Here is a 23,284-nt window from a genome sequence, read left to right as displayed (position 1 = left end):
CACGAAAAGGGACCGGTATCCGGTAAAAAGCTATTTTGGGCGGCTAACATTGCCCGATTTTTCCAGAAAAGTTGGACATAATGGGTAACTGACTGTCATCTGGGGTCCATTTACAGAGCAATAGTTAAGTCCAACAATTTCCTTAGTCAGTTACCATGGATAGGTCGTAGAATTGTTGGCGATTTGTGATAACGTTACTATCCGTGGCATATCAATGATATAGCCACTAAAAGGCAGCTGCATGTGGTGGCTGAAAGAAAGCTCTGCTATATTTAAGGCGTTGGCGAACCCGACCAGCAACTGAGGGCAATCACCGACAGAAAAATGGCGGATCATCTCTTTGACCTGCTGACGACCACGCCGATTGATACGTTTACCGCCCTGCAGTCACCGGCAAATGTGGTTAGGTGGCTGATGCTAGCGGGAAAGTCGGATACACAGCGGACGTGCCAACTCACGGTTCAGAATCCCGTTTTCCAAAAGGAAATGAACTCGATTAACTTGTTGGGTAAATTCGTGGAACAGGAGCAGTTGATCCAGACGTATGAAGCGTTAATTAGTGATTGGTTAAAGTCATAGAGACGCAAAAGCCGCACCACGACAATAACAAGTCGGGGTGAGGCTTTTTGATGGTGTGGCAGGCTAGGCGTTTGGCTTTGATTTCTTAGCGGTTGTCACATTGCCACAACTACCCAACGTCACGAGGGAAACTGTGATAAATAAAGCAGCAAAGGACGTGATAAGTTTAATCAGCATAGGAATGGACTCCTTTCGAGTGGCTAGGAAGGCTTGTTGAGTGGGTTCGCTCACTTGCTGTGAGTGTAGCACGAACAGCGGCTCAGCGGGAAAGAATCGTTTTACCCATCAATTGGTCGACTGTTCAGACTGCTGACCCAAACAGCCGTTATCGCAATGTTAAGACTAATCCGCTAAAATAGGGGCATCATCAATTAAGGAGGAACCACCATGGCCACACTCAAGCGAATCGATTCACTGGAACTAGACCTCTTTCTCAAAGGCATCTTCACCCAGCAGTTTGCCGAGAATCACTTTGATTATGAGGGTAAGGTCGGGGAGGTCCTCGCCATTGGGGCCTATGACGGCGAGCGTTTGGTCGGAGGAATTCTGATGCGCCGGCGTTACGCTCATTTGGACATTGCCAAGCTGGCGGTCGCTCGGGACTACCGCGGCCAACGATTGGGGACGCAGTTGATTCAAGCCGCCGAACAAGTGGCGCGTGACCGGCACATCATCAATATCACGCTGTCTACTCGGAGCTATCAGGCGGTCGGCTTTTACGAAAAATGCGGGTACCAAATTTACGGCACGCTGGCAGATCTCCCGTTTGCCGGGATCACCACGACCTATTTTGTGAAGCGGTTGACGGCAAAATAAAAAGCCCTCAGTTGAGAGCTTAATCACTGACGCCATCGTAACCAATGAATGTGTAGTAGGCCTGGCCGCCGATGCGGTAGAGACTATCAAACGTTCCCGCGGTCCCCGTCTCCGGGTTGCCCTTGGTATGCTGTGGCGTGTGGAGGTTCTTTAAGGTTAATTTGTATTGCGCGTTACCCGAGTGGTGAACCCGAGTCGTCTTGACCCCCTGGATATCATGACTAAAGTACAACGTCCGGTAGGGGTCGTGAAAGTCTGTCTTGGTGATTTTGGCCATGCCAATGGGTTTCTGGTAGAAGCCCAGTCCTGCGTTGGCCTTGGCATCATACTTTAGGACTTCCAGGTAGCCATCCGGGGTGACCCGAATACTCTGGCTATCCGGTTCAATGGGACTCAACGCCGCGTCGGCACCGCCAATGTAGAGATCACCGTGGCTGTAACCCGGCATGTAGTCCGGAGCCTTGACCCGCTTGAATGCGGACAGCTTGGCGGTATCGGTGATGGTGGCTTGGGGATCGTAGGCGCTATCGCCGGGATCAATCGTATAGCCGGCCTTGGCGCTGTTGGCCAGCGCCGCGTAACTCAGTCGTGCTAAGAATAATTGGAGGCTAGGAACTAGATAGCTGCCAGACTTCGTGGTCGTTAGGTTACCGGCTACCGTGATGCCCGCCGGCAGGGTGAGCTTTTGCCGAATCGGGTGTCCTGACTTGTAGGTTGGAAAGTAGGCGACCTTGACCGTCACCGGCCGGGTGGTCTGGTAGTAAGCACTGAGGTTCAAAAAGTCCGTGCTGGCCGTGTAGTCGCCGACCTTGACCAGGGCGCTGGGCTTTTCCGTTTGGGCGCGGGCGGCTAGTAAGCCACTGCCGATTGCCAGGCCTAAGGCTAACAAACCGAGACTACTTTTAATGAGTTTTTTGTGGATGGGAACCGGCTCCTTTCGAAAATGCTAATACGCCTAGTATACCTGAAAAATGGGCGAAATGCACCGGAAATACGGGGTGAATTGGCGGGTTAACCCGGGTTATATTTAGCAAAATGACGGGTGATGTTGCTGACAACTAGACGGTTCGGTGTCGTGCCCGGAATGTTTGGTATGATGGAGATGTTCAGAGGAGGCAGCATCATGAAAATTCGTGAAGCGTTAAAGCAACAACGGGAGCAGCGGCACTGGTCACAGCAGGAACTCGCCGACCAACTCCAAATTTCTCGGCAATCGATTTCTAAATGGGAACGGGGAGCGGCCTTACCAAGTTTTGCCAATGTGGTTGCCATCAGCGACCTCTTTCACTTGTCCATCGACCAGCTGATTCGTGGGGACGCTGAGTTGATGACCAAGTTGACCGTTAAAAAGGACGAAGATATTGGTCCGGTGGGTCGAATTATCTATGGTGGTCTATTCTGGGGGGCCATTGGTTTTCTGATCACCTGGGCGCTAGGCATTGGTTACGAAGATGCTGAGGAATTGGTCCAACTGCCGCTCATAATTGTCTTTGTGAGCTTATTACTGGCCATTTACGCCAATCAAAAGCAGCACCGGGTCCCACTATCTCGAGTCGTCATCTGGTTAAGCATTGGACTAATCGCGTTAATGGTTCTACCGATGATCAGTATGGACGTTTCGGCCGCGATGGCCGCAATTCCGGGGAGCGTCCGGGCTGGGTGGAACGCCGGTCAGCATGGAGGTTGGTAAGTTAACCCAGGTTATATCGGCCAAAATTTCGAGAGCCAGTCCGAGAAATTAACCCGGGTTATATTTTTCGCGACACTTAGCGTGATAGGTGCCGGTCAATCCAGCCTACCGTTCTCGCCGGTTTTAGCGTAGACTAGAAGGAAAGACGACGAATTTTACTTTCTATCGAAAGGAGTTTTTCCTAATGGCCAACGAACGGCGCGAACAGATCATTCAAATCGTAAATCAGCAGCGCAAGGTGGCGGTGACCGACTTGGCCCAGCGGACGCAGGTCTCGCTGGTGACCATGCGTAAGGACCTCACGGAATTGGAAGCGGAGGGCCTATTGCAGCGACAGCACGGGTTTGCGGTGGTCAACAATCCGGATGATTTGAACTACCGGTTGGCTCAGCACCACGAGGAGAAGCAGCACATTGCAGTAGCTGCAGCTAAGTTGGTCGCCGATAGCACGACCATCATGATCGAATCCGGCTCGGCCTGCGCGCTTCTAGCAGACACGTTAGGCCAGCAGGAAAAGCGGGTGACCATCGTTACCAATTCCTACTATATTGCGAACTTTGTGTCGAGTTATCCGAACCTGGACGTCTTCGTCCTGGGTGGCAAGTACCAGCCGGAATCCCAGGTCGTGGTGGGCTCATTGACCAAGCAACTGCTCCAATCCTTCCACGTGGAACAGCTCTTTGTCGGCACCGATGGCTTTGATCAGACCAATGGCTTCTCGGGGGCTAACATTCTCCGGACCGAGGCGGCCCAAGAGATGGCGCAACGGGCTGATGACCTGATTGTCCTGACCGACGCCAGCAAATTTCAAAAGCCGAGCCTGATTCAGCAGTTTCCGCTGACTGCCGTTTCTACGGTCATTACGGATGACGGGATTGCGCCCGCAACCGCTGATTTTCTCCGGCAACAATCACTAAATTTAACAGTGGTCTAAGCATCACGTCGACGCGTTTCCTCCCAGGGGCAACGCGCTTTTTTCTGTCCAAAATTTGTGGTAGTTAATAGCGGAAATTTTTAACCGCTCGGGGTATACTAATGGCGAAGACCAGTCAACGGAAGTCACTAAAAGCTGAATTGAATTCTCTTGGAGGATGAGAACATGAAAAAGTTGGGACAAATGATGGTGGTTGCCTTAACTACGGTGATGGTCGGCGGTGTTGCGTCTAGTACGGCGAACGCGGCGGCCTGGCACTCCGGCACTCCCAAAGCGCTACGGGGCAATTGGCAACGACAGTACCATGACCAGGGGACGAAGATTGTCATGCACTTCAAAGTGAGTGCCAAGACCATCCACCTGTCACGGGCGAAGTCTGCGGAGACCTCCTGGACAAATCTAAAATACCAAAAGGTTGGTAAGAACACTTACAAACTGAAGGGGATTTACAAAAATGGGGAGCTGACCGATAATGATGCCCGCCTCCAAATCGTGACGAAAAATAAAAAACTCGAATTCAAGAATGCCTGGTCCAGTAAATACGATTATCTGGGCTGGTATCATAAATAACTGATGACAAAAGACTGGGGAGTTCCAGTCTTTTTTAGCAGGCCAGAAAATTGGGTGAGACAAACTTGTTGACTTTAAAGTAACAGGTAACTATACTAATCTCTGTTATTTGTCAATTGCCTCTGAATGAAGTCAGAGGCTTGTCGCTCACGTGTCTGGCGACACAGTAGTCCAACATGCCGGTTAGGCATTCCTACTCGTAGTGGCAACATCATCGGGTAATTGACGGCTACCCGTTTAACTACTAGGTTTACCCAGCAGCTGTTAACTTTTTAATCTTTGGTCGTTTGACACCATTCAACCAATCTCGACCAAGCATCTCAATATTCATTGCTCCTAATCGATCATCGTTACAACGATACTGACATTGAGAGCACCAATACTCGTGAGTTTCGTGATGACGATTAGTCTTCTCAACTAGGCCACACTTCGGACATCTCTGCGAAGTGAATGCTGGATTCACTTTTACGACGGTGCTCTGAATAGCCTGAGCCTTGTACGTTAAGAATGATTCTAGCTGGAAGAAAGACCAGGAACGATGGCTGTTTCGTAAGGACTTAGGCAGATCATCGGTGTTGAATGTTACGTTGGTTAAGTCTTCCAGGACAAAAAGTGTGTGTGAGCCATATCGTGTAACGAGTGTCTTAGCTAACCAATGATTCACATCGGTCATCCAGCGGTTCTCTCGTTGCGCTAGCCGTTTTAACTTTTTCTTGGCAGACTTAGTACCCTTACTTTGTAGTTGTCGACGAATCTCCAGGAACTTCTTTCGCCTAAGTAAGATTTTTTGACCATCAAAGAATAGTGTCTTGCCTTCACTATCAAAGATAGTCGCTAGAAAGCGCAGGCCACGGTCAATGCCCACAATTTGAGGGCTATCCTTGGGATTGAAATCACTAGTTTCCTTTGTGATACCGATGTGCAAAAACCACTTACCCTGAGTGTGGACTAGCTTAGCGGTACCCAGTTTCCAGTCGTCAGTGAAGTACTTCTCGAATCCTTTATCAGTGAACCCCAACTTAGTTCGTTTGCCTAGAGTGGTGATTGAAATCTGTTGCATCTTGTCTACAAAAGAGTAATTACTCTGACGTACCAAATCTGCTTGTGGCCGACGAAACTGGATGGGGGTCACCAACCAGTTCAGGTCTCTAGGAACTTGAACCCACTTTTTTTCCTCGTTCTTGTAACGGTAAGGATGCTGTTTCAACTGTTCTTGAACTGTCTTGTAGCGAGCCACAACTGTCCGAAAAACGGATTGGACCATCTGGCTGTTGAGCGGTGATTCTTTTCTGAATTGTTTGTACAGCTGGTGGTTGATTTTTAACCAGCTTAACTGAAATTCATGGTCAAAAATCCATTGACTGACAATATTAGCTACACGTTGGTATTCCTGGCTCATTGCCAAAAATTGTTTTGCTTGATTCGTGTCTGGATAGAGTCTCAGCTTAATTGTTCGCCCTAATTTAACCAATGGAAACCTCCCCTGTAGATTGGATTTAGTATACCATATTTAGCTACCCAGGGGAACGTATGTTTCGAGGAGGATTATTAAGTTCTGGCATTCATCCCGCGATTAAAATCGCAGGTTTTCTGCTTAGTCTTTAATAAAATAAGGAGATCATCAATTATGAAATATGCAATTTCAGCCGCAACCGGCCGCTTTGGTCAGTTGGTCATCAATGACTTGTTAAAGACTGTCGATGCTAGCGATATCATTGCCATTGTCCGTAACGCCAGCAAGGGGCAACAGGTCTTACCAGCCGAAGTCACCGTTCGTCAGGCCGACTACAACGACGAAGCTGCTTTAGAACAAGCCTTGACGGGTATTGACCGGCTCCTATTCATTTCATCCGTCCCTGGGGGCGAGGTCTCCCGGCAACAGCAACACGCCAACGTGGTCACCGCAGCACAAAAGGCCGGGGTGGACTTCGTTGCCTACACCAGCTTTGCCCACGCTGACACGGCGAAGTCGCCACTATCCGTGGATCACGTCGCCACGGAAAAACTTCTGAAGGCCAGTGGCCTGCGTTACAGTTTTCTGCGTAACGCCTGGTACTTGGAAAATGAAACCAACTACCTGAAGGCCGGTGTTCATGGCCAAAACGCGGTTTACGCGGCGGGTCATGGGAAGATTAGCTTCGCACTCGAACGGGAATATGCTGAAGGTGCCGCGCGGGTCATGACGATGGCAGACCCCAAGGCCGTGTACGAATTCGGTGGGGAACCCCGGACTTACGCGGACCTGGCGGAAACCCTGTGGAAGGTGACCGGAAAGTCCTTCACCTTTAAGAGCGTGGATGACGCAACCTACCGAGAATCCCTGTCCGCAGCGGGCATGGCCCCAGAGATGGTTGAGGTGTTGTCGTCGATGCAAGCCATGATGCGCGATGGTGAGCTGGATGTCGAATCCAGTGATCTGCCCGACGTCTTAGGCCGGCCGTTGACGACCTTCCCCGATGCCATCCATGAAATTCTGCGGCGGTAGGCTAGGGCCACTCAGTCATAAATAATTAAACGCAAGTCGGTTGACCCGAGTGGTCGGTCGGCTTTTTTCGCATCATCGCGAACCAATTTAGCCAAAATCAATTCAGTCACTTCCTTAATTACAATTAAATCTTTCTTCACTGGCATCTGAGGATATCTGTTGTATAATAACCAATGTAAGCGTTTTAAAAAAGGAGGAAGACTTTTGAAAGCAGAAATTTCATGGCTGGATGATCCCCAAACTTTTCGGATCAATCAGTTACCCGCTCACAGCGATCACCGCGGTTACGCCACGGTCGCCGAAGCCGCTGCTCAGCAGAGTAGTCTGGTTCAAAGCCTCGACGGCACCTGGGAATTTGCCTTTGCGAAGGACCCCCAGCACCGTCCCGTGGGCTTCTATGAACCCGATTACGACCGCTCTGATTTCGACCGATTAGCCGTTCCGGGTCACATCGAACTTGCTGGTTACGGCCAGATTCAATACATCAACACGGCCTATCCTTGGGAGGGCAAGCATTATCGCCGGCCCGCCTACAGCATGGGTGCCGACCGCCCCGAAAAAGGGATGTTCAGTACCGACCCAGAAAACACGGTGGGGGCTTACGTGAAGCACTTTACCCTGAACTCCGAACTGGAAGACCAACGGGTCAGCATTGAATTTGACGGTGTCGAACAAGCCATGTACCTGTGGCTGAACGGGCACTTCGTGGGGTACGCGGAAGACAGTTTTAGCCGGGCCGAATTCGACCTGACACCATATCTGCAAGACGGCGACAACGTGTTAGCCGTCGAAGTCTTCAAGCACAGCACGGCCGCCTTCCTTGAGGACCAGGATATGTTCCGCTTCTCCGGGATTTTCCGCAGCGTTCGCCTGGTTGCCAAGCCGGCCCTTCACGTGGAGGACATGACGATCCAATCCGGGGTCGACGATGCCTTCACGACTGGTAATTTTAAATTAAACCTGAAACTTTCCGCCGCTGATCAACTGACGGGGTCCGTTCACGTCAGCTTAGCGGACGACACTGGACAACCACTCTGGACGGCCGAGGCCGCCGCATCCGCCGAGCTTGACTTAGCCACGACGGTCAACCATGTTCACCTGTGGAACCACCACGACCCATACCTGTATCAATTGCAAATTGAATTGCGCGATGCCACCGGTAAGCTGGTCGAAGTCGTGCCTTATCAGGTCGGTTTCCGCCGGATTGAATTAAAAGATAAGATTATGCAATTAAACGGGCAACGCCTGGTCATCAACGGGGTCAACCGGCACGAGTGGGATGCCCACCGCGGCCGGGCCGTCACCGCTGCCGACATGGCGCATGACATGCAGGTCTTCCACGACAATCACATCAACGCCGTGCGGACCTGCCACTACCCGGACCAGGATGCTTGGTACCACCTCTGTGACCGCAACGGGATCTACATGATGGCCGAAAACAACTTGGAAACCCACGGAACTTGGCAAAAAATGGGGGCCGTTGAGCCTTCCTACAACGTGCCAGGCAGCCTGCCACAATGGCAATTGGCCGTCCTTGACCGCGCCAAGAGCAACTACGAAATGTTCAAGAATCATCCCGCCGTTTTATTCTGGTCACTGGGGAACGAATCCTACGCCGGCGATGACATTGCCGCCATGGACAAGTTCTATCATGACGCTGACCCAACGCGGTTGACCCACTACGAAGGCGTTTGCCGCAACCGGGTCTATGCGGACCGCATTTCCGACATGGAAAGCATGATGTACGATCCGCCACGGGCGATTGAAGAATACCTGCAAAATGATCCCGACAAGCCATTCGTGAACTGTGAATACATGCATGACATGGGGAATTCCATTGGTGGGATGAACAGTTACATTGACTTGATCGATAAGTACCCTATGTATCAGGGTGGTTCCATTTGGGATTACATCGACCAGGCGCTTTGGACGCAAGACGAAGTGACCGGCCAACCCGTTCTCCGCTACGGTGGGGACTTTGATGACCGTCATTCCGACTACGAATTCTCCGGCGACGGCCTGCTCTTTGCCGACCGGACACCGAAGCCAGCACTACAGGAGGTGGACTACTACTATGGCCAACACGACTAAATTAAACGTGATTTACGGCGACGTGACGCTGGGGCTCAGCGGTCCAGGATTCCACTACATCTTTGCCTATGACCGTGGCGGCCTCGAGTCGCTGGTGCGCTATGGCAAGGAATGGTTGTACCGGACGCCGAAGCCAGCCTTCTGGCGCGCGACGACCGATAATGACCGTGGGAACGGCTTTTCCACAACCTCGGCGACATGGTTAGGGGCCGACATGTTTAGCACCTGCACCCAAATCGACGTGGCTGTGGATGGTCAAGCCATTCCACTGCCAATCGCGCCGGAAAATAATAAATATTCTGATCACGAGACGGCCGAGACCGTCGCCATCACCTTTACCTACACCACGCCGACCGTTCCCGCAACCACGGTGACCGTTGAATACGTGGTCGACGCAACCGGGGAAATGACCGTCAACACCCACTACAACGGGGCTGTCGGCTTACCCGAACTGCCCGTCTTCGGCTTACGGTTCGTGATGCCAACGACGGCAACTGGCTTTGACTACCAGGGCCTCTCGGGCGAAACCTATCCCGACCGACTGGCTGGTGGTAAGCCGGGGACCTATCACGTAGACGGCCTACCCGTGACGCCATATATGGTGCCGCAGGAGTGTGGCATGCACATGGGCAATGACTGGGTCAAAGTGACGCGGGCCACGACGCACAACAACGCCGACCCGGATCACCAACCGTTCAGTCTGACGTTCCAGCAAAATGGGCATCCGTTTGCCTTTAGCTGCCTGCCATACACGCCAGAGGAACTGGAAAATGCGACCCACATCGAAGAATTGCCGTTAGCACGGCGGACGGTCCTGACTGTTTACGGGGCCACCCGTGGCGTTGGGGGCATCGATAGCTGGGGTGCCGACGTTGAGCTGCAATATCACGTTGCGGGGGACATCGACCACGACTTCAGCTTCGCCATTGCTGGCGTTGAATAACTAGACAAATATGAGAGAACCGACCGAGATGCTTGGGGCCGGTTCTTTTTGGTTGTGTTTGTCCAGCCGGCTAGTATGATTCAGGTAGTGACTAGGTTAGGAGTGAGCAGTGTGAAACGGTCAAAAGATAAAACTGGTGGCAGACAGCCAGTCAAACCCAGAGTCTATTCCGAATCAGAATTGGATCCGGCGTTTGTAACGATGCTTAAGAAGAGACTGGTTTCTGCAGCGTCGCGGCCAGATTTGACAGAGACACAATTAGCTAAGCTACTGGACCAGCAATTTGAAAAATAAATATGAAATTTTCAAATAGTTTTGAACCGGCAATCACGCGCAAGTCACGGGTGGATGGCCGGTTTTTTCTATAAATTCAGCATAATCAAGTGAGCCCCTAAGGTTGAATGGTAATTTCAATCTTAGGGGCTTATGATTAAACTTAATTTGAAAAATAGGTGGGACGGTAACCGGTCTCTGGAAACGAGTGTGTAATGATGAAAAGAAACATCATGTTAGGGCTGATTGCCTTGCTATCTTTGACGCTAGCGGCTTGTGGGCATCAGGCGAGTAATCGGCAGAATCAGCGTACCAGTGGGGATGAAATAGCATTTGGTAAAACTGGGCAAACGGCGAAGAGCCAAGTTTGGTACGGCATTAAGGGAACCGCGCAACCGAGTTCAAGGTCGACGTTGACCTCGATAACGATCACCCAAAATGGCAAGGCCACAGCGCTTCAGGTCCCCGCGTCGTTCACATTAGCGGACGCCGCTAAGCTATCTGTTAAACAGTTGAAGCAAAAGGGCACGGCAATGGCGAAGCGAGCGTTTACCCAAAAGCGCCGAGCACTGCTCACGTCAATTAAGGGGGCTTTGGCTGCGGAGAAAAAGATTTTGAAGACTGACCAAAACGCCACCGTTGTTAGTTATGCAGCGGTGAAGACGGATAGACGAATCATCGCCAATTATCAACGGCTGTTGGCGCGTACGGCGCAGACCGAATTTAAAAAGCCCCGACCACTACCGTTTGCCGTAGAGATCGTGAAAAAGAATGCCCGAGTCAAACAGGAAATGATTAAGGTTGAGAGTTATGCTTTTACAGGCGCAGTCGATAACCCCAACAATCAGTCGCTTAACTACCAAAAAACCAGCCGCAAAATCTTCCCTAGGCCGTATACGCAGGTGTCGCCCAAGGCTGTCAAAATTAGAAATGACTACTTTGGCTACTACCATTACGCGGTGGGCAATGAGTCGGGGTATGTCCTGACCAAGGTTGCGGGGCCCAACGCCAACGTAAAATTTGATACGACCTCAATTAAAGACTAAACGGGGTAGCTAACCCGTGTTTGTCCGGTTTTCACTGTAAGCGGTTGCTGTGAAATTAATCACTAACAAAAAGTAAGTGGAATTACTGGCTTTTCCCCAAACAGTGGACTATGATGTCACTGTTAAGTAAGTTTGAGGCATTTCGACCAGGATTTGTTAGCCGCGATGACCATTAAGGAGTGCGAGTGATTATGGCAAAAATGATTGCAGGACAAGCGCTAGTTAAGGTTTTAGAAGCATGGGATGTGAACCACATTTACGGCATTCCCGGTGGGTCAATTAACCATACCGTAGAAGGTCTGTATTTAGAAAAGGATCACATCGATTATATTCAGGTCCGTCACGAAGAAGTCGGGGCCTTAGCCGCCGCGGCTGACGCCAAGTTCACCGGTAAGATCGGTGTGGCCTTTGGGTCCGCGGGCCCTGGTGCCACGCACCTCTTCAATGGCTTGTACGATGCCAAAATGGACCACGTCCCCGTTTTGGCCCTGGTCGGCCAAGTTCCTCAGGCTACGATGAACACGAACTACTTCCAAGAAATGGACGAGACGCCAATGTTTAGCGACGTGGCCGTGTACAACCGCACGGCCACCACGGCGGAACAACTGCCTTACGTGGTCAACCAAGCCATTCGTGAAGCTTACCGCCAAAAGGGCCCAGCCGTGGTCATCATTCCCGAAGACCTGGCTGCCACCGAAATTGACTACGAACCCGTCAAGACGCCAAACGTCGTTTCCAACACGTTTAGCGAAACCATCGATCCAGCCGCAGTGACTGCGACCATGAAATTACTCAAGGCCGCTAAGCACCCGTTGATCTACGCGGGCCGGGGCTTACTCGGTGCGCGGGACGAACTGGTCAAGTTCAGTGAGCAATTTAATATCCCCGTTATCAACACGGTGCCCGCTACCGGGGTGATCCCCACGAATCATCCGAATGCTATCGGGACGTTTGGTCGTTTGGGGTCCAAGTCCGGCTTTGAAGCCTTACAACACACGGACTTGATTCTCTTCCTGGGTTCCGAATTCCCATTCGCTCAGTTCTGGCCAAAGAATATTAAGATCATTCAAGTTAATGATAATTCCTTCGATATTGGTAAAATGGTGCCGGTCGATTACGCCGTGATCAGTGACGCCAAGAGTTACCTGCAGGCCATGATTGCTACGGGTGAAACATTACCAGAAACGACTTGGCTGACGGCCAACCGGCAAAACAAGGCTAACTGGAACCAATGGCTCGATCAACTGGCTGCCGATGACAGTCACGGTCTGGCGCCAGAAGCCGTGACCAAGAAGATTGCGTCCATGGTCGGTCCTAAGGATACTTACGGGGTCGATACCGGGAACGTGTCTGAATGGGCCGTTCGTGGCTTGCCGATGGATCAAGACCAACGTTTCGCCTTATCTGGTTTATTTGCCACGATGGGCTACGGCCTGCCAGCTGGGTTAGCCGGGGCGTTAAGCGTGCCCGACGCCCAATCCTGGTCACTGTCCGGGGATGGCGGCTTTGCGATGGTCGCGCCCGATATCATTACCGAAGCGCGTTATCAATTGCCCGTCATCAACGTGGTCTTCAGCAACCGGCGCTTCGGTTTCATCTACCGGGAACAGGTCGACACGAAGCAACACCTGTACGGGGTCGATTTGACCGATGCCGACTGGGCTAAGGTGGGCGAAGGCCTGGGTGCCATTGGCTTCACGGTCACCAACAACCAAGAGGTCGAAACGGTCTTTGACCAAATCAAGGATCTGCAGGCCAAGGGTAACCGTAAGCCAATCGTGGTCAACGCCGTCATCAAGGACGACGACCCGATCGGCACGGCCTTCATGCCACTGGACGCCAAGCTCTACGGGCAAGACGCCGTGGATGCCTACGCCAAGGAGACGCACATCGACTTGAAAGCACAGCCCGCTTTAGGCGAATTACTGCGAGCCCAGGGCGACAACTTGTAATTTGAATCTGAAATGACAAAATGCGAGTTCCCAGATAGTTGGGGCTCGCATTTTTTGCGTTAGTTCACTAATTGCGTCATCGTCTGCTTAAGAAATTTAGACAAATAGCATAGCCAGTAGTCTAACTAGTTGGTAAATGGTATTCTAGAGGTAGAGGAGTTGAACGCGATGATTAACCAAAGAGACCTGACCAGTAAACTGAGTCACGTCATTTTGATCCAAGGGTTTCAAAAACTATCCATGAACAAACTGGCCACAGCAGTTGGCATCAGCCGGGCCAGTCTCTACCTATACTTTAAGAACAAGGACGACATCGTCCAGGCGGTGGTGGACCGTCATCTGAAATTTATCGCGGAACATCCCGTGCCCAAGCAATTTTCCCCGGCGACCTTTCTGCCGATCTGGCTCGATTCGTTGTTACTGATGGGTTCAACGACCACCACGTTTACGACCGACCTGCGCAAGGGCTACCCGGAATTGTCTGCCACGTTCACGGCAGCCTATCACGACTACTTTGAACAGTTGCGCATTTACGTGGGGCAAGCGCAAGCCAGTCAGTTTATCTATGACTTGTACACGCCAGACTATGTGATTTTTCAGGCGGAAACGCTGATTCACGGGGTACTGGATCAGGTCCGCAACCGGCAGTTGTCGCTGGACCAGGCCGGTGAGTACCTGGAGTCTACGCTGCATTTCCAACTGGCCGGCTTATTGGCTCCTAGTAGTCAGGCGCAACTGGATGTGAAGCAGGTTGCAGGGTTCGAGGCGACGGTGCTACGCGAGTTCCGCGAGACCTACGCTTTGATTGTGTAACGGCTAAATGGCGGGGTGACTACGCCTCCGGGTTGGTGAAAATAAGGCGGGACGCTGTGGGCGAACGCCCCGAGCCAAAAAGCGGTCTCCGGGCTTACTTTGAGCCGCTGAGGAGCGCGTCTCAAAGATATCAGTTATCTAAGCGGTAAACCGCTAAGATAACTCCCACGGCTGACCTTATTTTCACCAACCCTGCGGCTGACACTGGTTTTTTACCGCTACGCAATAAGTTGGCTACCTTCTATTTGTTACTTAAAAAACACGCTAAAGCACCACAGACTCTGGATTGTTAGGGGTTGTGGTGCTTTTTGCTTCAACGACAAAGTATGTCCTTAACACTTTAAAACTTGGCCAATGCCGGCAATCGTTGTGCCTAATAATTAGGAAAATGTCATTTATTTTAAAAAATGTTCACCGTTTCCCTTGCCTTAAAGTGCACATCAAGGGGTAACCTAGGGTCATTCAGTTGTGCGTCACCAAGCTGCCAAGCGGATTGAACACTGATTGGCCCAGACAAAGGAGTCTTAAAATAATGCTTAAAAACATTTTGATTTTAGCCGCTAACGGGCAGATCGCTCGGTTAGTTGAAAACCGAATTTTAACTGAACCGACCTTTAAAGATGTTGACCTGACCCTGTTCCTACGCGATGCCAGCCGCCTCAGTCAGTTACGGGACAATCCCCGCGTGACCCTGATTGACGGCGACATCACCGATGAAGCTGCTGTGCAATCCGCCATGGCCGGGCAAGACCTGGTTTTCGTGGCGGTCGTCGATCACGATGGTCAAAATCGCCTGACGAAGAACGTTATCAGTGCCATGCAGGCGACCCACGTTGAACGGGTGCTGTTTACCAACGTTCTAGGGATTTACAACGAAGTCGGTGGGGCGTTTGGCCGTTGGAATTTGGACATGATTGGGGCCGGGATGGCACCCGCACGGCGGTCCGATACGCTGCTAGCCGATTCCGGGTTGGACTACACGACGCTGCGGTTGCCCTGGTTGAATGACCGTGGCATTAGTTACACCGTGACGACCAAGGACCAGCCATACGAAGGCGTCTCTGGTTCACGGGCCAGCGTGGCCGACATCGTGTTGAAGATGATTGCGGACCCGACCCGCTACAGTCGTGATAGTATTGGGATGGCGGACCCCGCAACTGAGGGGCAAGACCGGCCCGTCTACTAAGCTGAAGGAGCTGAATTGACATGAATATTAAAGAAGCCAGTGAAAAAACGGGGGTCTCTTCCGCAGCCATTCGTTACTACGAAAAGGAATCCCTGATTCCCGCCATTGACCGGACGCCGGTGGGCAACCGGGATATTGACGACCGAATCATTCGGCGGATTCGCTTCGTGACGCAGATGCGGGCCGCGGGGATGAGCATTGAAAATCTCCGTCGTTACATTCAATTATTTGATGCGCAAGAAGATAATACCAAGGAACAAAAGGCCCTCTTACAGGAACAGCTGGGGGTCATGGAAGAAAAGCGCGACGACCTCCAAGCGGCCATTGACCACCTGAATTACAAGCTCAATCACTTCTATGATCACATGGAATCTACCGAGGAGGAATTGCGGGCACTGGAGCGTGAGCACGCCGATAAGGTTGCCAAGCAAGATGATACACCGGAGGATGAAAGTGACCATAACTTCTAACTTTCCCTTGCCTTCAAGTAACTGTAAGGTCGTATGCTAGAGGTAACAGATTAGAAAAAGGGGATTTTATCATGCCAACAAAAGTGTTGATCGTTGATTATTCATGGTCCGGAAACACCGCTAAACTAGCAACAGCGCTGCAACGAGTGACGGGCGCGACCCAGGTCGAGCTGACCGTCCCAGCGGGAACCTTTCCCCAGGATATGTACGCGACTTCGGACGTGGCAAACCAACAATTAGCCAGCGGTGACTTGCCGGAATTAACTAGCAAACTGCCTGACCTCACGCAGTTTGACACGATTCTGGTTGGTGGTCCCGTTTGGTCGGGTAAGGTGGCCACGCCGGTCCGCAGCCTGTTAGGGCGACTCGCCACCTATACCGGCACGCTGGCGCCATTTTACACGGACGCCGGGACACCGGGCGATTATGAAGCCGACTTCGCCAATCTAGCTCCACAAGCAAACGTGGTCCCAGGCCTTGGCCTGACCGCGGGTGATTTGGCCACGGCGAACCAGCCGCTGACGACGTGGTGGGAAAGCTTTAAGTAACCCCTTGTCTGATAGATCAATGACAGTTAGAAAAATATTGGAGGATAACCTATGAAAACAGCAGTCTTCGTTGAACCGGGCAAAGTGGAAGCCCAAGAATTACCCAAGCCAACCGTCAAGAACCCAACTGACGCCGTTTTAAAAATTGTGCGCGCCTGTGTCTGTGGTTCCGACCTCTGGTGGTACCGCGGCATTAACGACCGCCAAAAGAATACGCCAGTCGGCCATGAAGCCATTGGCATCGTGGAAACGGTTGGGAGCGCCGTCACCAACGTCCAGCCTGGTGACTTTGTCATTGCACCGTTCACCCACGGCTGTGGCCATTGTGCGGCTTGTTTAGCCGGCTTCGATGGCGACTGTGAAAATGCTCGAACCGACGATGAAATCGTGGGCTACCAGGGTGAATACTTACGGTTTAAGAACGCTGACTGGGCCTTGGTCAAGGTTCCGGGTCAGCCCAGCGACTACTCCGACGCCCAACTGAACGACCTGTTAACGTTGGCTGATGTTATGGCGACCGGTTACCATGCCGCTGCGACCGCCGAAGTCAAAGACGGTGACACGGTTGTTGTGATGGGCGACGGTGCCGTGGGCTTGTGTGGGGTGATTGCGGCTAAATTGCGGGGTGCCAAGCGCATCATCGCCATGAGTCGGCACGCCGACCGCCAAGCCTTAGCCACGGAATTTGGTGCGACCGATATCGTTGCCGAACGGGGCGATGACGCGGTTAAACGCGTGATGGACCTGACCGATGGCGCCGGGGCTGACGCCGTGCTCGAATGTGTCGGGACAGAACAATCCGTTGAGACAGCGGTGAAAGTTGCCCGGTCCGGGGCCGTGGTGGGCCGTGTCGGGGTTCCTCAGAAAGCCGAAATGAACACCAACAACTTGTTCTGGAAGAACATCGGCCTGCGCGGCGGGATTGCTTCCGTCACCACTTACGACCGTGCCGTCTTGCTGGATGCCGTTTTGAAGGGTGAGATCCACCCAGGGAAGGTCTTCACGAAGCGGTTTGACCTTGATCACGTGGCCGACGCCTACGCCGCTATGGATAAGCGGGAAGCCATTAAGTCGTTGTTAGTGATTAGTGAATAATTCTAATCGATCTAATTATTAATAATACAATTATTAAAAAGACGCACATCAATTAGATGTGCGCCTTTTGCAAGCTCATTATTTAATTAGAATCAAACCCTTAGTTCCCCGAGAAGCCGCCACATACCGGCGATTGTCGCCGAGGGGGTCGTCCGTATAGAAGGGGGCCGTCCAGTCGATGACCACGGCGAAGTCAAACTCCAAGCCCTTGGCCACGGTCAGCGGTATGACATTGGTGCCTGGGCGAACGGTTCGGGTGCCTTCACCCGTAAGCAGTTGGGCGGCGGGCAATTGCGCGGCGAGCTCAGTTGCCCGTTGCGGCGAGGGTGTCAGGATACCAATGCTTTGGCCAGTGGTCGCTGGTAGGTCCGCAAGCACGTTTGTCAAATCGGCGTTTTCCAAGACTTGCGGTGCCGTGCCGGCGGTCTGGACCGCCTGAATCGTGGTTCGCCAATCCCCCGCAAACTGGGCGAAGAAGCGTGTGATCTCACCGGTTGCGCGGTAGCTGGTGGTGAGATGGCGCACCGCCGTTTGGGCCGGGTCAAAGTAGTCGGCAATCGTGACGGCCTGGCCCGTAAGCCGTTGGCGGTGGTCGCCCACGATGGTGAGGTCGGCGTTGTGGTAGAGGGCCGTCAGGAATAGCCAGGTGTCAGCGGCGTAGTCCTGGGCCTCGTCCACAAAGAGCGCCGCGGTGGTGGTTTGCTGGAAGTTCGTGAAGCGAAGCAGAAGGTAGAGTTGGTCATAGGGGGTCAGTTCAGCCAATCCCAGTTCCTGCGCAAATGCCGGCCAGTCGAGCCACTCGTTGATGTCTTCCGGCACGCGGTCGACGGCCTGTAGCCAGCGCCAGGCCCGTTGCATACGGGACAGGAGCGCCGTGCGGTCATTGGATTGTGCGTACGCCGCTGGGGCGAGACCGGCTGGCGTTTGGACCAAGGGTTCTTGAATAATTTGCGCCAGTTCGGCGAGGTGGTTGCCAGCCGTGGTTGGGATGGTCACCCCAAACCGCCGGCCCCAGGATTGGACCAAATGTAGGTAGGTCGTGCTCAGCGGTTCGGCCTCACCTAACGCCGGTAATACACCGCGAATGTAGCGGCTGAAGGCGACGTTGGGGGTCAGAATCAGGATGTCTTCGGGTGTCCAGCTATCGCGATGGCGATACAGTTGGTAGGCTACGCGCTGTAGGAGCACGGACGTCTTGCCACTACCGGCCACGCCGTCGACCAGGACGGTGGACTGGCTACTTTCACGGATGATGGCGTTTTGTTCCTGTTGGATGGTGGCCGTGATTTCCTGCAAGCCACCGCTGCGATTACTGGCGAGCACGTCTAGTAACAGCGGGTCGCCGATGGCCGCGTTGGTGTCGATGACCTGTTGGAGCTGGTCGTGGTCGATGATAAATTGTTGCCGCTGGGTCACCGTCACGGGGATAGTGCGCCCATTAGCCTGATAGCTGGTCGCTCCGGTCCGGTTGGCGTAGTACGCGTCGGCCACGGGAGCACGCCAATCGTAAATCAGGTCGTTGGTATTTTCATCGGTGTAGCCGACCTTGCCGAGATAGAGGGCCTCCGCATCGCCGTCGCCAAAGTCGAGTTGCAGTTTGGCAAAGTAGGCTTGGGGCAAGAGTAATTGCGCGTGGGCCAAACGGGTGACGGCCGTATCGTGGCGGGCGTTCAGGGCATCAATTTGCCGGTTGCCGGCCTCGATACTGGCAAAGGTCTCTAGTTGATCACTGAAGGTCCCCAGGTCGAGGTGGCCCTCACCATTGAGCTGTTGCTTCATGGCGCGGGCCGTGACGGTCAGTTCGGCCAATTGTTGGGTGAGTCGCTGACTGTCGGTCATTAGCCGTTGATAAATCTCCTGTAGATGGTGAGCCTCTGATTGTGCCATCCAATCACCTCCGAGGCCTCTAGTTTACGCGCTTTGGCGGCAATGACCAGTCTGTTTTTCGCCGGACGGCCATGGTATAATAGATATGGGGAAAGGGACGGGTGCCCGAGCTGTGGGCCCAACCGTTAGCCGTAAAAATTAATGATTAATAACAAAAACACGTTGTAACTTCAATTAGTTAGAACGTGTTTTTAAGAATTAAATGGTGAATTTCTGTAGAATCTGTTGCCGCTGCGCCAACGTTTTCTTCTCGACTTGGGCGAAGTTGTGCCATTTGAAATGCCAGAGGCGCGTCTTCAGGAAGGTGCCCCGGAAGAGGAGCTTGGCTAGCGGCGCGCCAAACACCAGGCGATAAAGTAGGTTGGGCGTGCTCATGGTCGTGATGATGTCAATCTGCGGCTGCTTGGTCAGCTTGGTCTTCATGGTGTCGGCCTGATACAGTTGTCCCTTGGCGTAAACCTTGTCGAGAAAACCCTTGGTCATGGCCGGCATGACTTCCCACCAAACTGGGAACATGAAGATGATCCGGTCGGCCGCGAGCAGGCGTTGCTGGTAGTCGGCGACTTGCGGGTCGATGGCCTGTCCACGGCGCCAATTGCTGAGGTCGGCGGCGGACATGACCGGATTGAAGCCATCCGCATGCAGATCTATTAAATCAATTTCATTATTTTCCTGACGCAGCTGGGTCATGACGCGTTTCAGTAATGCCGCCAAGAATGAGCGGTGGTGGGGCACGTTGTTGCCAGCAGTTGCGGTGTAGGGATGATCAAAGACGATAACAGTTTTCATAAGTAAGACCTCGTTTTTAGTTAATACAGTGAGTATAGACGGGGTGCCCGTCATCGGCATTAACATATGTTAACGGGGTCAGTGAAAGGGGACGGCAACATGGTCGCACCAGCCTACTTAGTTCAAAAATTTCCGGAAATTGGCGCGCACTGGGCAGAGCTACAGAATTTGTTTGTCACTAAAAAGGTTCCTGCGGGCACGACGCTACTCGCGGAGGGGGACGTGGCCACCGAAATTTTTATCATCACGCAAGGGGCGCTGCGGCTCTGGCACAATAGTGCGGGCAAGGATGTAACTCTCCAATTTTTCTTCGAGAATCAGCTGGTTTCTTCCTTTGAAAGCTTCTACCTGGGCCAGCCCAGTGGCTTTTCCATTGAGAGTTTCGAGGACACTGAGGTCCTGATGCTCAGTCGGGCAGATGCCGACCGTATTCAACAAAAGTATCCGGCGATTGAACCCGCCGTTACGCGGTTCGTTTGCGAACGGTTCATCGCCTACCGCAACATTTTCTTCGACCAGCTTCAGTATTCGCCGGTTGAGCGTTACCAGAAGTTGGCAGTCGATGCCCCGGAAATCTTGGACCGGGTGCCGCTGCATCTGGTGGCGTCTTATTTGGGGATGACCCCGGTGTCGTTGAGTCGGATTCGGACGCGATTGAAAAAATCAAAGTAGACTCAGGGTCCCAGATATGCTTTGTGAGTTGTCTATATCTATCAAGTGCTATTTCTGTGTCATAATGCTATCAGAGGATGTGATCCGATGACACCAGAGAAAGTAGAGCCAAATGAAACAACTAGACGAGCGATGGCTCTGGTCAAGGCCAAGGAACTAGGAAAAATTCCGGATGACTCACCAGTATTTACCGATGTTCAGGAAATGATGAACTATTTAGATTGTGGAAAAGTCGGACGGCTGACGGATACTGATGGTGGGGGAAAGTCATCGTGTCCCAAGCATTAAGTAAAAAATGAAGTTTAAAAATGTGCCAATGAAATTGTCTTGAATCAAAACAATTTCATTGGCATATTTATGTGTTTAATAATGAGATCTGGCTGCGTAAATGTAAATAACATCTTCTTCAACCCGGTAAATAATTCGATGTTCACTATTAATTCGGCGTGACCATTTCCCGGTCAGTTCAAATTTAAGTGGTTCTGGTTTGCCGATGCCAGTGAATGGGTGGCGATCAATGTCGTTGAGAATCCGATTAATACGTTTGATCATTTGTTTATTACCTGAGTCGTGCCAATACATATAGTCAGCCCAGGCATCGTCAGACCAACTTTTATTCATCGGCATCCTCATCAATCAACTCGTGTTCCTTAAACTGACCTTGAGAAAATTGTTTATCACTACGTCTGATTTTGTCCATTAAATAAGCATTTGAAGTGATTTTGGCAGTTTCAACTAATGAGTCATACTCTTCGACGGAAAGAACGACCACATCATCTTTGGAGTCTTTAGTTGTAACGATAAAGGGTTCAGAATCTTCGTTGATGGTTTGCAGATATGATTTTAAATTTTGACGAAAATTCGAGTAATTTACAGCTTGCATACTATCCCTCCTTGTACAATAAACTGTACAGGAATAGCTGGCTGTTTGCAACTAAAATGGCTTATTGAAATCGATATTTTTTTAAATTCACCCTTGCCTTAAAGTTCAGGTGAAGGTCTAAACTCCTAATCATCAACTTAAAGACGAGGAGCAAAATTATGGCAAAGCAAAAACGATTCGACTGGATTTTATTGGTCATCTTAATGAGTTACTTCATGATTCTCTTGGACAACTCGATCATCTGCACGGGGACGGTCAAGATTGTCCAAGACTTACACTTAAATCAGGCAACCCTGTCCTGGGTCAGCAGCGCCTATTCGCTGACATTCGGTGGCTTCCTGTTGCTGGGTGGTCGGGCCGGAGATTTATTTGGCCGGCGGCGGGTCTTCGAGCTGGGGCTGATTCTGTTTGGCCTCGGGTCACTGCTAGTCGGGTTAGCTGTTAATGCGCCGATGATCATTGCCTCACGGGCGTTTCAAGGCGTGGGTTCGGCCATTTTGGCACCAACCACGCTGGCGATTCTGATGGACACCTACGAGGGTGCCGAACGGACCAAGGCGATTGCGTACTACGGGGCCATGGCCGGTATCGGTGCCAGCGTCAGCCTGGTCATTGGCGGAATCTTCGCTAGTCTGTTGACCTGGCGGGTGGGCTTCTTTATGAATGTCCCAATTAGTATCTGGATGTTCTATTTGGCCGTTAAGCATTTAAATAAGGACAATGGTCAGTCTGGAAAATTAGATTGGCTGGGGACCTTTAGTTCCTTAATTGGGATGAGTGCCTTGGTCTACAGCATCATTGGTGACTGGGCCAAACTGCCGGCCTTTCTGTTAGCCGTGCTCTTCTTAGTCCTTTTCATTTACCAGGAGTACCGGACGGGTCAACCCATTATGCCGCTGCGATTGTTTACCGACCGTGAGCGGATTGGCGTCTACGTGGGCCGGTTTCTCTACTTGGGCGCGATGATGGGCTTCTGGTTCATCACGCCACAGCTGATGCAAAATCAATTGGGCTTCAGCGCGTTGATGGCTGGCGTGGCCTTCTTCCCACTGACCATCGTTAACTTTATCATTGCCCTACAGGTCGCCCGGTTGACGACTAAATGGGGCAATGGGGGTCTTCTGGTCACCGGGATTGCGTTGACGGCAACGGGGATGCTCTGGTTGAGCTTCTTCGCATCCGAAACGGGCTACTGGTGGGGGATTGCTGCGCCCATGGTGGTTATCGGTGTAGGCCAAGGGCTTTCGCTGAGTCCCTTTACGGCAGCTGGGGTTGCCCATACGCGGGGGACTGACGCTGGGGCCGCTTCGGGGGTCGTCAACGTGATGCATCAGATTGGGGGCTCAGTTGGGCTGTCGGTTCTGGTAACGACGCAGAGTTTGTTTAGCGGGCAAGTCGTTGGGTTCCAGCACGCCATCCTCATGGGTGCCGTCCTGCTGGGGCTGGCGATGTTAGCAGCTATCTTCTTGATTGTTCCGGGAGAACGGCAAAAAAATTAATTTCAAAATAGGGCTTGCCTTGAAGTAACTGCAAGGCGCTACACTAAGGTTATTCAAAAACGA

General features: G+C 52.0%; 25 protein-coding genes. 19 read left to right on the top strand and 6 right to left on the bottom strand.

Annotated features, from left to right (window positions below; genetic code table 11):
• Positions 1 to 324 precede the first annotated feature (324 nt).
• Together JUF13_RS06245 and JUF13_RS06240 are read left to right on the top strand one after the other, a co-directional pair.
• Entirely contained in the window at positions 325 to 579 is a 255-nt protein-coding gene (locus JUF13_RS06245; protein WP_203638516.1) for a hypothetical protein, read from the top strand.
• Between the two features lie 387 nt (positions 580 to 966).
• Entirely contained in the window at positions 967 to 1,395 is a 429-nt protein-coding gene (locus JUF13_RS06240) for a GNAT family N-acetyltransferase (RefSeq protein WP_203638514.1), read from the top strand.
• Positions 1,396 to 1,414: 19 nt separating this feature from the next.
• Here JUF13_RS06240 and JUF13_RS06235 read toward each other — a convergent pair whose 3' ends face one another.
• Positions 1,415 to 2,284, bottom strand: coding sequence for a hypothetical protein (locus tag JUF13_RS06235; protein WP_225893622.1), 870 nt, complete (start codon positions 2,282 to 2,284; stop codon positions 1,415 to 1,417).
• A gap of 234 nt (positions 2,285 to 2,518) precedes the next feature.
• Between JUF13_RS06235 and JUF13_RS06230 the strand changes: the two genes are divergently transcribed.
• The 3 genes from JUF13_RS06230 to JUF13_RS06220 all read left to right on the top strand — a co-directional run bounded on the left by JUF13_RS06230 (position 2,519) and on the right by JUF13_RS06220 (position 4,589).
• Complete coding sequence (locus JUF13_RS06230; protein WP_203638512.1) at positions 2,519 to 3,085, top strand: helix-turn-helix domain-containing protein; 567 nt, start codon at positions 2,519 to 2,521, stop codon at positions 3,083 to 3,085.
• Positions 3,086 to 3,269: 184 nt separating this feature from the next.
• Positions 3,270 to 4,019 carry a DeoR/GlpR family DNA-binding transcription regulator gene (locus JUF13_RS06225; protein WP_203638510.1) on the top strand — a complete coding sequence of 250 codons (750 nt, stop codon included), beginning with the start codon at positions 3,270 to 3,272 and terminating at the stop codon, positions 4,017 to 4,019.
• Positions 4,020 to 4,184: 165 nt separating this feature from the next.
• A complete protein-coding gene (locus JUF13_RS06220; RefSeq protein ID WP_203638508.1) occupies positions 4,185 to 4,589 on the top strand; it encodes a hypothetical protein in 405 nt (134 codons plus the stop codon).
• A gap of 250 nt (positions 4,590 to 4,839) precedes the next feature.
• Here JUF13_RS06220 and JUF13_RS06215 read toward each other — a convergent pair whose 3' ends face one another.
• Positions 4,840 to 6,060 (bottom strand): RNA-guided endonuclease InsQ/TnpB family protein, encoded by a 1,221-nt coding sequence (locus tag JUF13_RS06215; protein WP_203638506.1) that lies wholly within the window; start codon positions 6,058 to 6,060, stop codon positions 4,840 to 4,842.
• A 156-nt stretch (positions 6,061 to 6,216) separates the two neighbouring features.
• On the opposite strand from JUF13_RS06215, the gene JUF13_RS06210 reads away from it, so the two are divergent.
• The 11 genes from JUF13_RS06210 (at position 6,217) to JUF13_RS06160 (ending at position 17,491) form a co-directional block, all read left to right on the top strand.
• Entirely contained in the window at positions 6,217 to 7,074 is an 858-nt protein-coding gene (locus tag JUF13_RS06210) for an SDR family oxidoreductase (RefSeq protein ID WP_203638504.1), read from the top strand.
• Positions 7,075 to 7,278: 204 nt separating this feature from the next.
• Positions 7,279 to 9,165, top strand: a complete 1,887-nt coding sequence (locus tag JUF13_RS06205; RefSeq protein ID WP_203638502.1) for a glycoside hydrolase family 2 TIM barrel-domain containing protein — start codon at positions 7,279 to 7,281, stop codon at positions 9,163 to 9,165.
• Positions 9,149 to 10,108, top strand: a complete 960-nt coding sequence (locus JUF13_RS06200; RefSeq protein WP_203638500.1) for a beta-galactosidase small subunit — start codon at positions 9,149 to 9,151, stop codon at positions 10,106 to 10,108. Before JUF13_RS06205 ends, JUF13_RS06200 begins: the two co-directional genes overlap by 17 nt.
• A gap of 111 nt (positions 10,109 to 10,219) precedes the next feature.
• The gene (locus tag JUF13_RS06195; RefSeq protein ID WP_203638498.1) at positions 10,220 to 10,402 is read left to right on the top strand and encodes a hypothetical protein; all 183 of its coding nucleotides are present in this window, start codon (positions 10,220 to 10,222) and stop codon (positions 10,400 to 10,402) included.
• 197 nt (positions 10,403 to 10,599) lie between these two features.
• Positions 10,600 to 11,427 (top strand): hypothetical protein, encoded by an 828-nt coding sequence (locus JUF13_RS06190; protein WP_203638497.1) that lies wholly within the window; start codon positions 10,600 to 10,602, stop codon positions 11,425 to 11,427.
• A 191-nt stretch (positions 11,428 to 11,618) separates the two neighbouring features.
• The gene (spxB, locus tag JUF13_RS06185) at positions 11,619 to 13,379 is read left to right on the top strand and encodes a pyruvate oxidase (RefSeq protein WP_203638495.1); all 1,761 of its coding nucleotides are present in this window, start codon (positions 11,619 to 11,621) and stop codon (positions 13,377 to 13,379) included.
• Positions 13,380 to 13,547: 168 nt separating this feature from the next.
• Complete coding sequence (locus JUF13_RS06180) at positions 13,548 to 14,192, top strand: TetR/AcrR family transcriptional regulator (RefSeq protein WP_203638493.1); 645 nt, start codon at positions 13,548 to 13,550, stop codon at positions 14,190 to 14,192.
• A 532-nt stretch (positions 14,193 to 14,724) separates the two neighbouring features.
• A complete protein-coding gene (locus tag JUF13_RS06175) occupies positions 14,725 to 15,378 on the top strand; it encodes an NAD(P)H-binding protein (RefSeq protein WP_203638491.1) in 654 nt (217 codons plus the stop codon).
• Between the two features lie 20 nt (positions 15,379 to 15,398).
• A complete protein-coding gene (locus JUF13_RS06170; RefSeq protein WP_203638489.1) occupies positions 15,399 to 15,848 on the top strand; it encodes a MerR family transcriptional regulator in 450 nt (149 codons plus the stop codon).
• A 71-nt stretch (positions 15,849 to 15,919) separates the two neighbouring features.
• Entirely contained in the window at positions 15,920 to 16,396 is a 477-nt protein-coding gene (locus tag JUF13_RS06165) for a flavodoxin family protein (RefSeq protein WP_203638487.1), read from the top strand.
• Positions 16,397 to 16,447: 51 nt separating this feature from the next.
• The gene (locus JUF13_RS06160; protein ID WP_203638485.1) at positions 16,448 to 17,491 is read left to right on the top strand and encodes a zinc-dependent alcohol dehydrogenase family protein; all 1,044 of its coding nucleotides are present in this window, start codon (positions 16,448 to 16,450) and stop codon (positions 17,489 to 17,491) included.
• A 78-nt stretch (positions 17,492 to 17,569) separates the two neighbouring features.
• On the opposite strand, the gene JUF13_RS06155 is transcribed toward JUF13_RS06160, so the two are convergent.
• Together JUF13_RS06155 and JUF13_RS06150 are read right to left on the bottom strand one after the other, a co-directional pair.
• Positions 17,570 to 19,378, bottom strand: coding sequence for a UvrD-helicase domain-containing protein (locus JUF13_RS06155; protein ID WP_203638483.1), 1,809 nt, complete (start codon positions 19,376 to 19,378; stop codon positions 17,570 to 17,572).
• A 198-nt stretch (positions 19,379 to 19,576) separates the two neighbouring features.
• Positions 19,577 to 20,167, bottom strand: coding sequence for an NAD(P)H-dependent oxidoreductase (locus JUF13_RS06150; RefSeq protein ID WP_203638481.1), 591 nt, complete (start codon positions 20,165 to 20,167; stop codon positions 19,577 to 19,579).
• A gap of 99 nt (positions 20,168 to 20,266) precedes the next feature.
• Between JUF13_RS06150 and JUF13_RS06145 the strand changes: the two genes are divergently transcribed.
• Positions 20,267 to 20,839 (top strand): Crp/Fnr family transcriptional regulator, encoded by a 573-nt coding sequence (locus JUF13_RS06145; protein ID WP_203638479.1) that lies wholly within the window; start codon positions 20,267 to 20,269, stop codon positions 20,837 to 20,839.
• An 87-nt stretch (positions 20,840 to 20,926) separates the two neighbouring features.
• On the top strand, positions 20,927 to 21,127 hold the full coding sequence (locus tag JUF13_RS06140) for a hypothetical protein (protein ID WP_203638477.1): 201 nt from the start codon (positions 20,927 to 20,929) through the stop codon (positions 21,125 to 21,127).
• Positions 21,128 to 21,202: 75 nt separating this feature from the next.
• Here the strand turns inward: JUF13_RS06140 and JUF13_RS06135 are convergent, their stop codons facing one another.
• Together JUF13_RS06135 and JUF13_RS06130 are read right to left on the bottom strand one after the other, a co-directional pair.
• Positions 21,203 to 21,460, bottom strand: a complete 258-nt coding sequence (locus tag JUF13_RS06135; RefSeq protein WP_203638475.1) for a Txe/YoeB family addiction module toxin — start codon at positions 21,458 to 21,460, stop codon at positions 21,203 to 21,205.
• Complete coding sequence (locus tag JUF13_RS06130; protein WP_203638473.1) at positions 21,453 to 21,722, bottom strand: type II toxin-antitoxin system Phd/YefM family antitoxin; 270 nt, start codon at positions 21,720 to 21,722, stop codon at positions 21,453 to 21,455. Before JUF13_RS06130 ends, JUF13_RS06135 begins: the two co-directional genes overlap by 8 nt.
• A gap of 158 nt (positions 21,723 to 21,880) precedes the next feature.
• Between JUF13_RS06130 and JUF13_RS06125 the strand changes: the two genes are divergently transcribed.
• The gene (locus JUF13_RS06125; RefSeq protein ID WP_203638471.1) at positions 21,881 to 23,221 is read left to right on the top strand and encodes an MFS transporter; all 1,341 of its coding nucleotides are present in this window, start codon (positions 21,881 to 21,883) and stop codon (positions 23,219 to 23,221) included.
• Positions 23,222 to 23,284 lie beyond the last annotated feature (63 nt).

Origin of the sequence: Levilactobacillus wangkuiensis (assembly GCF_016861605.1) — a bacterium.
Taxonomy (GTDB): Bacteria; Bacillota; Bacilli; order Lactobacillales; family Lactobacillaceae; genus Levilactobacillus; species Levilactobacillus wangkuiensis.
This window is presented reverse-complemented; position numbering and strand designations above follow the sequence as displayed.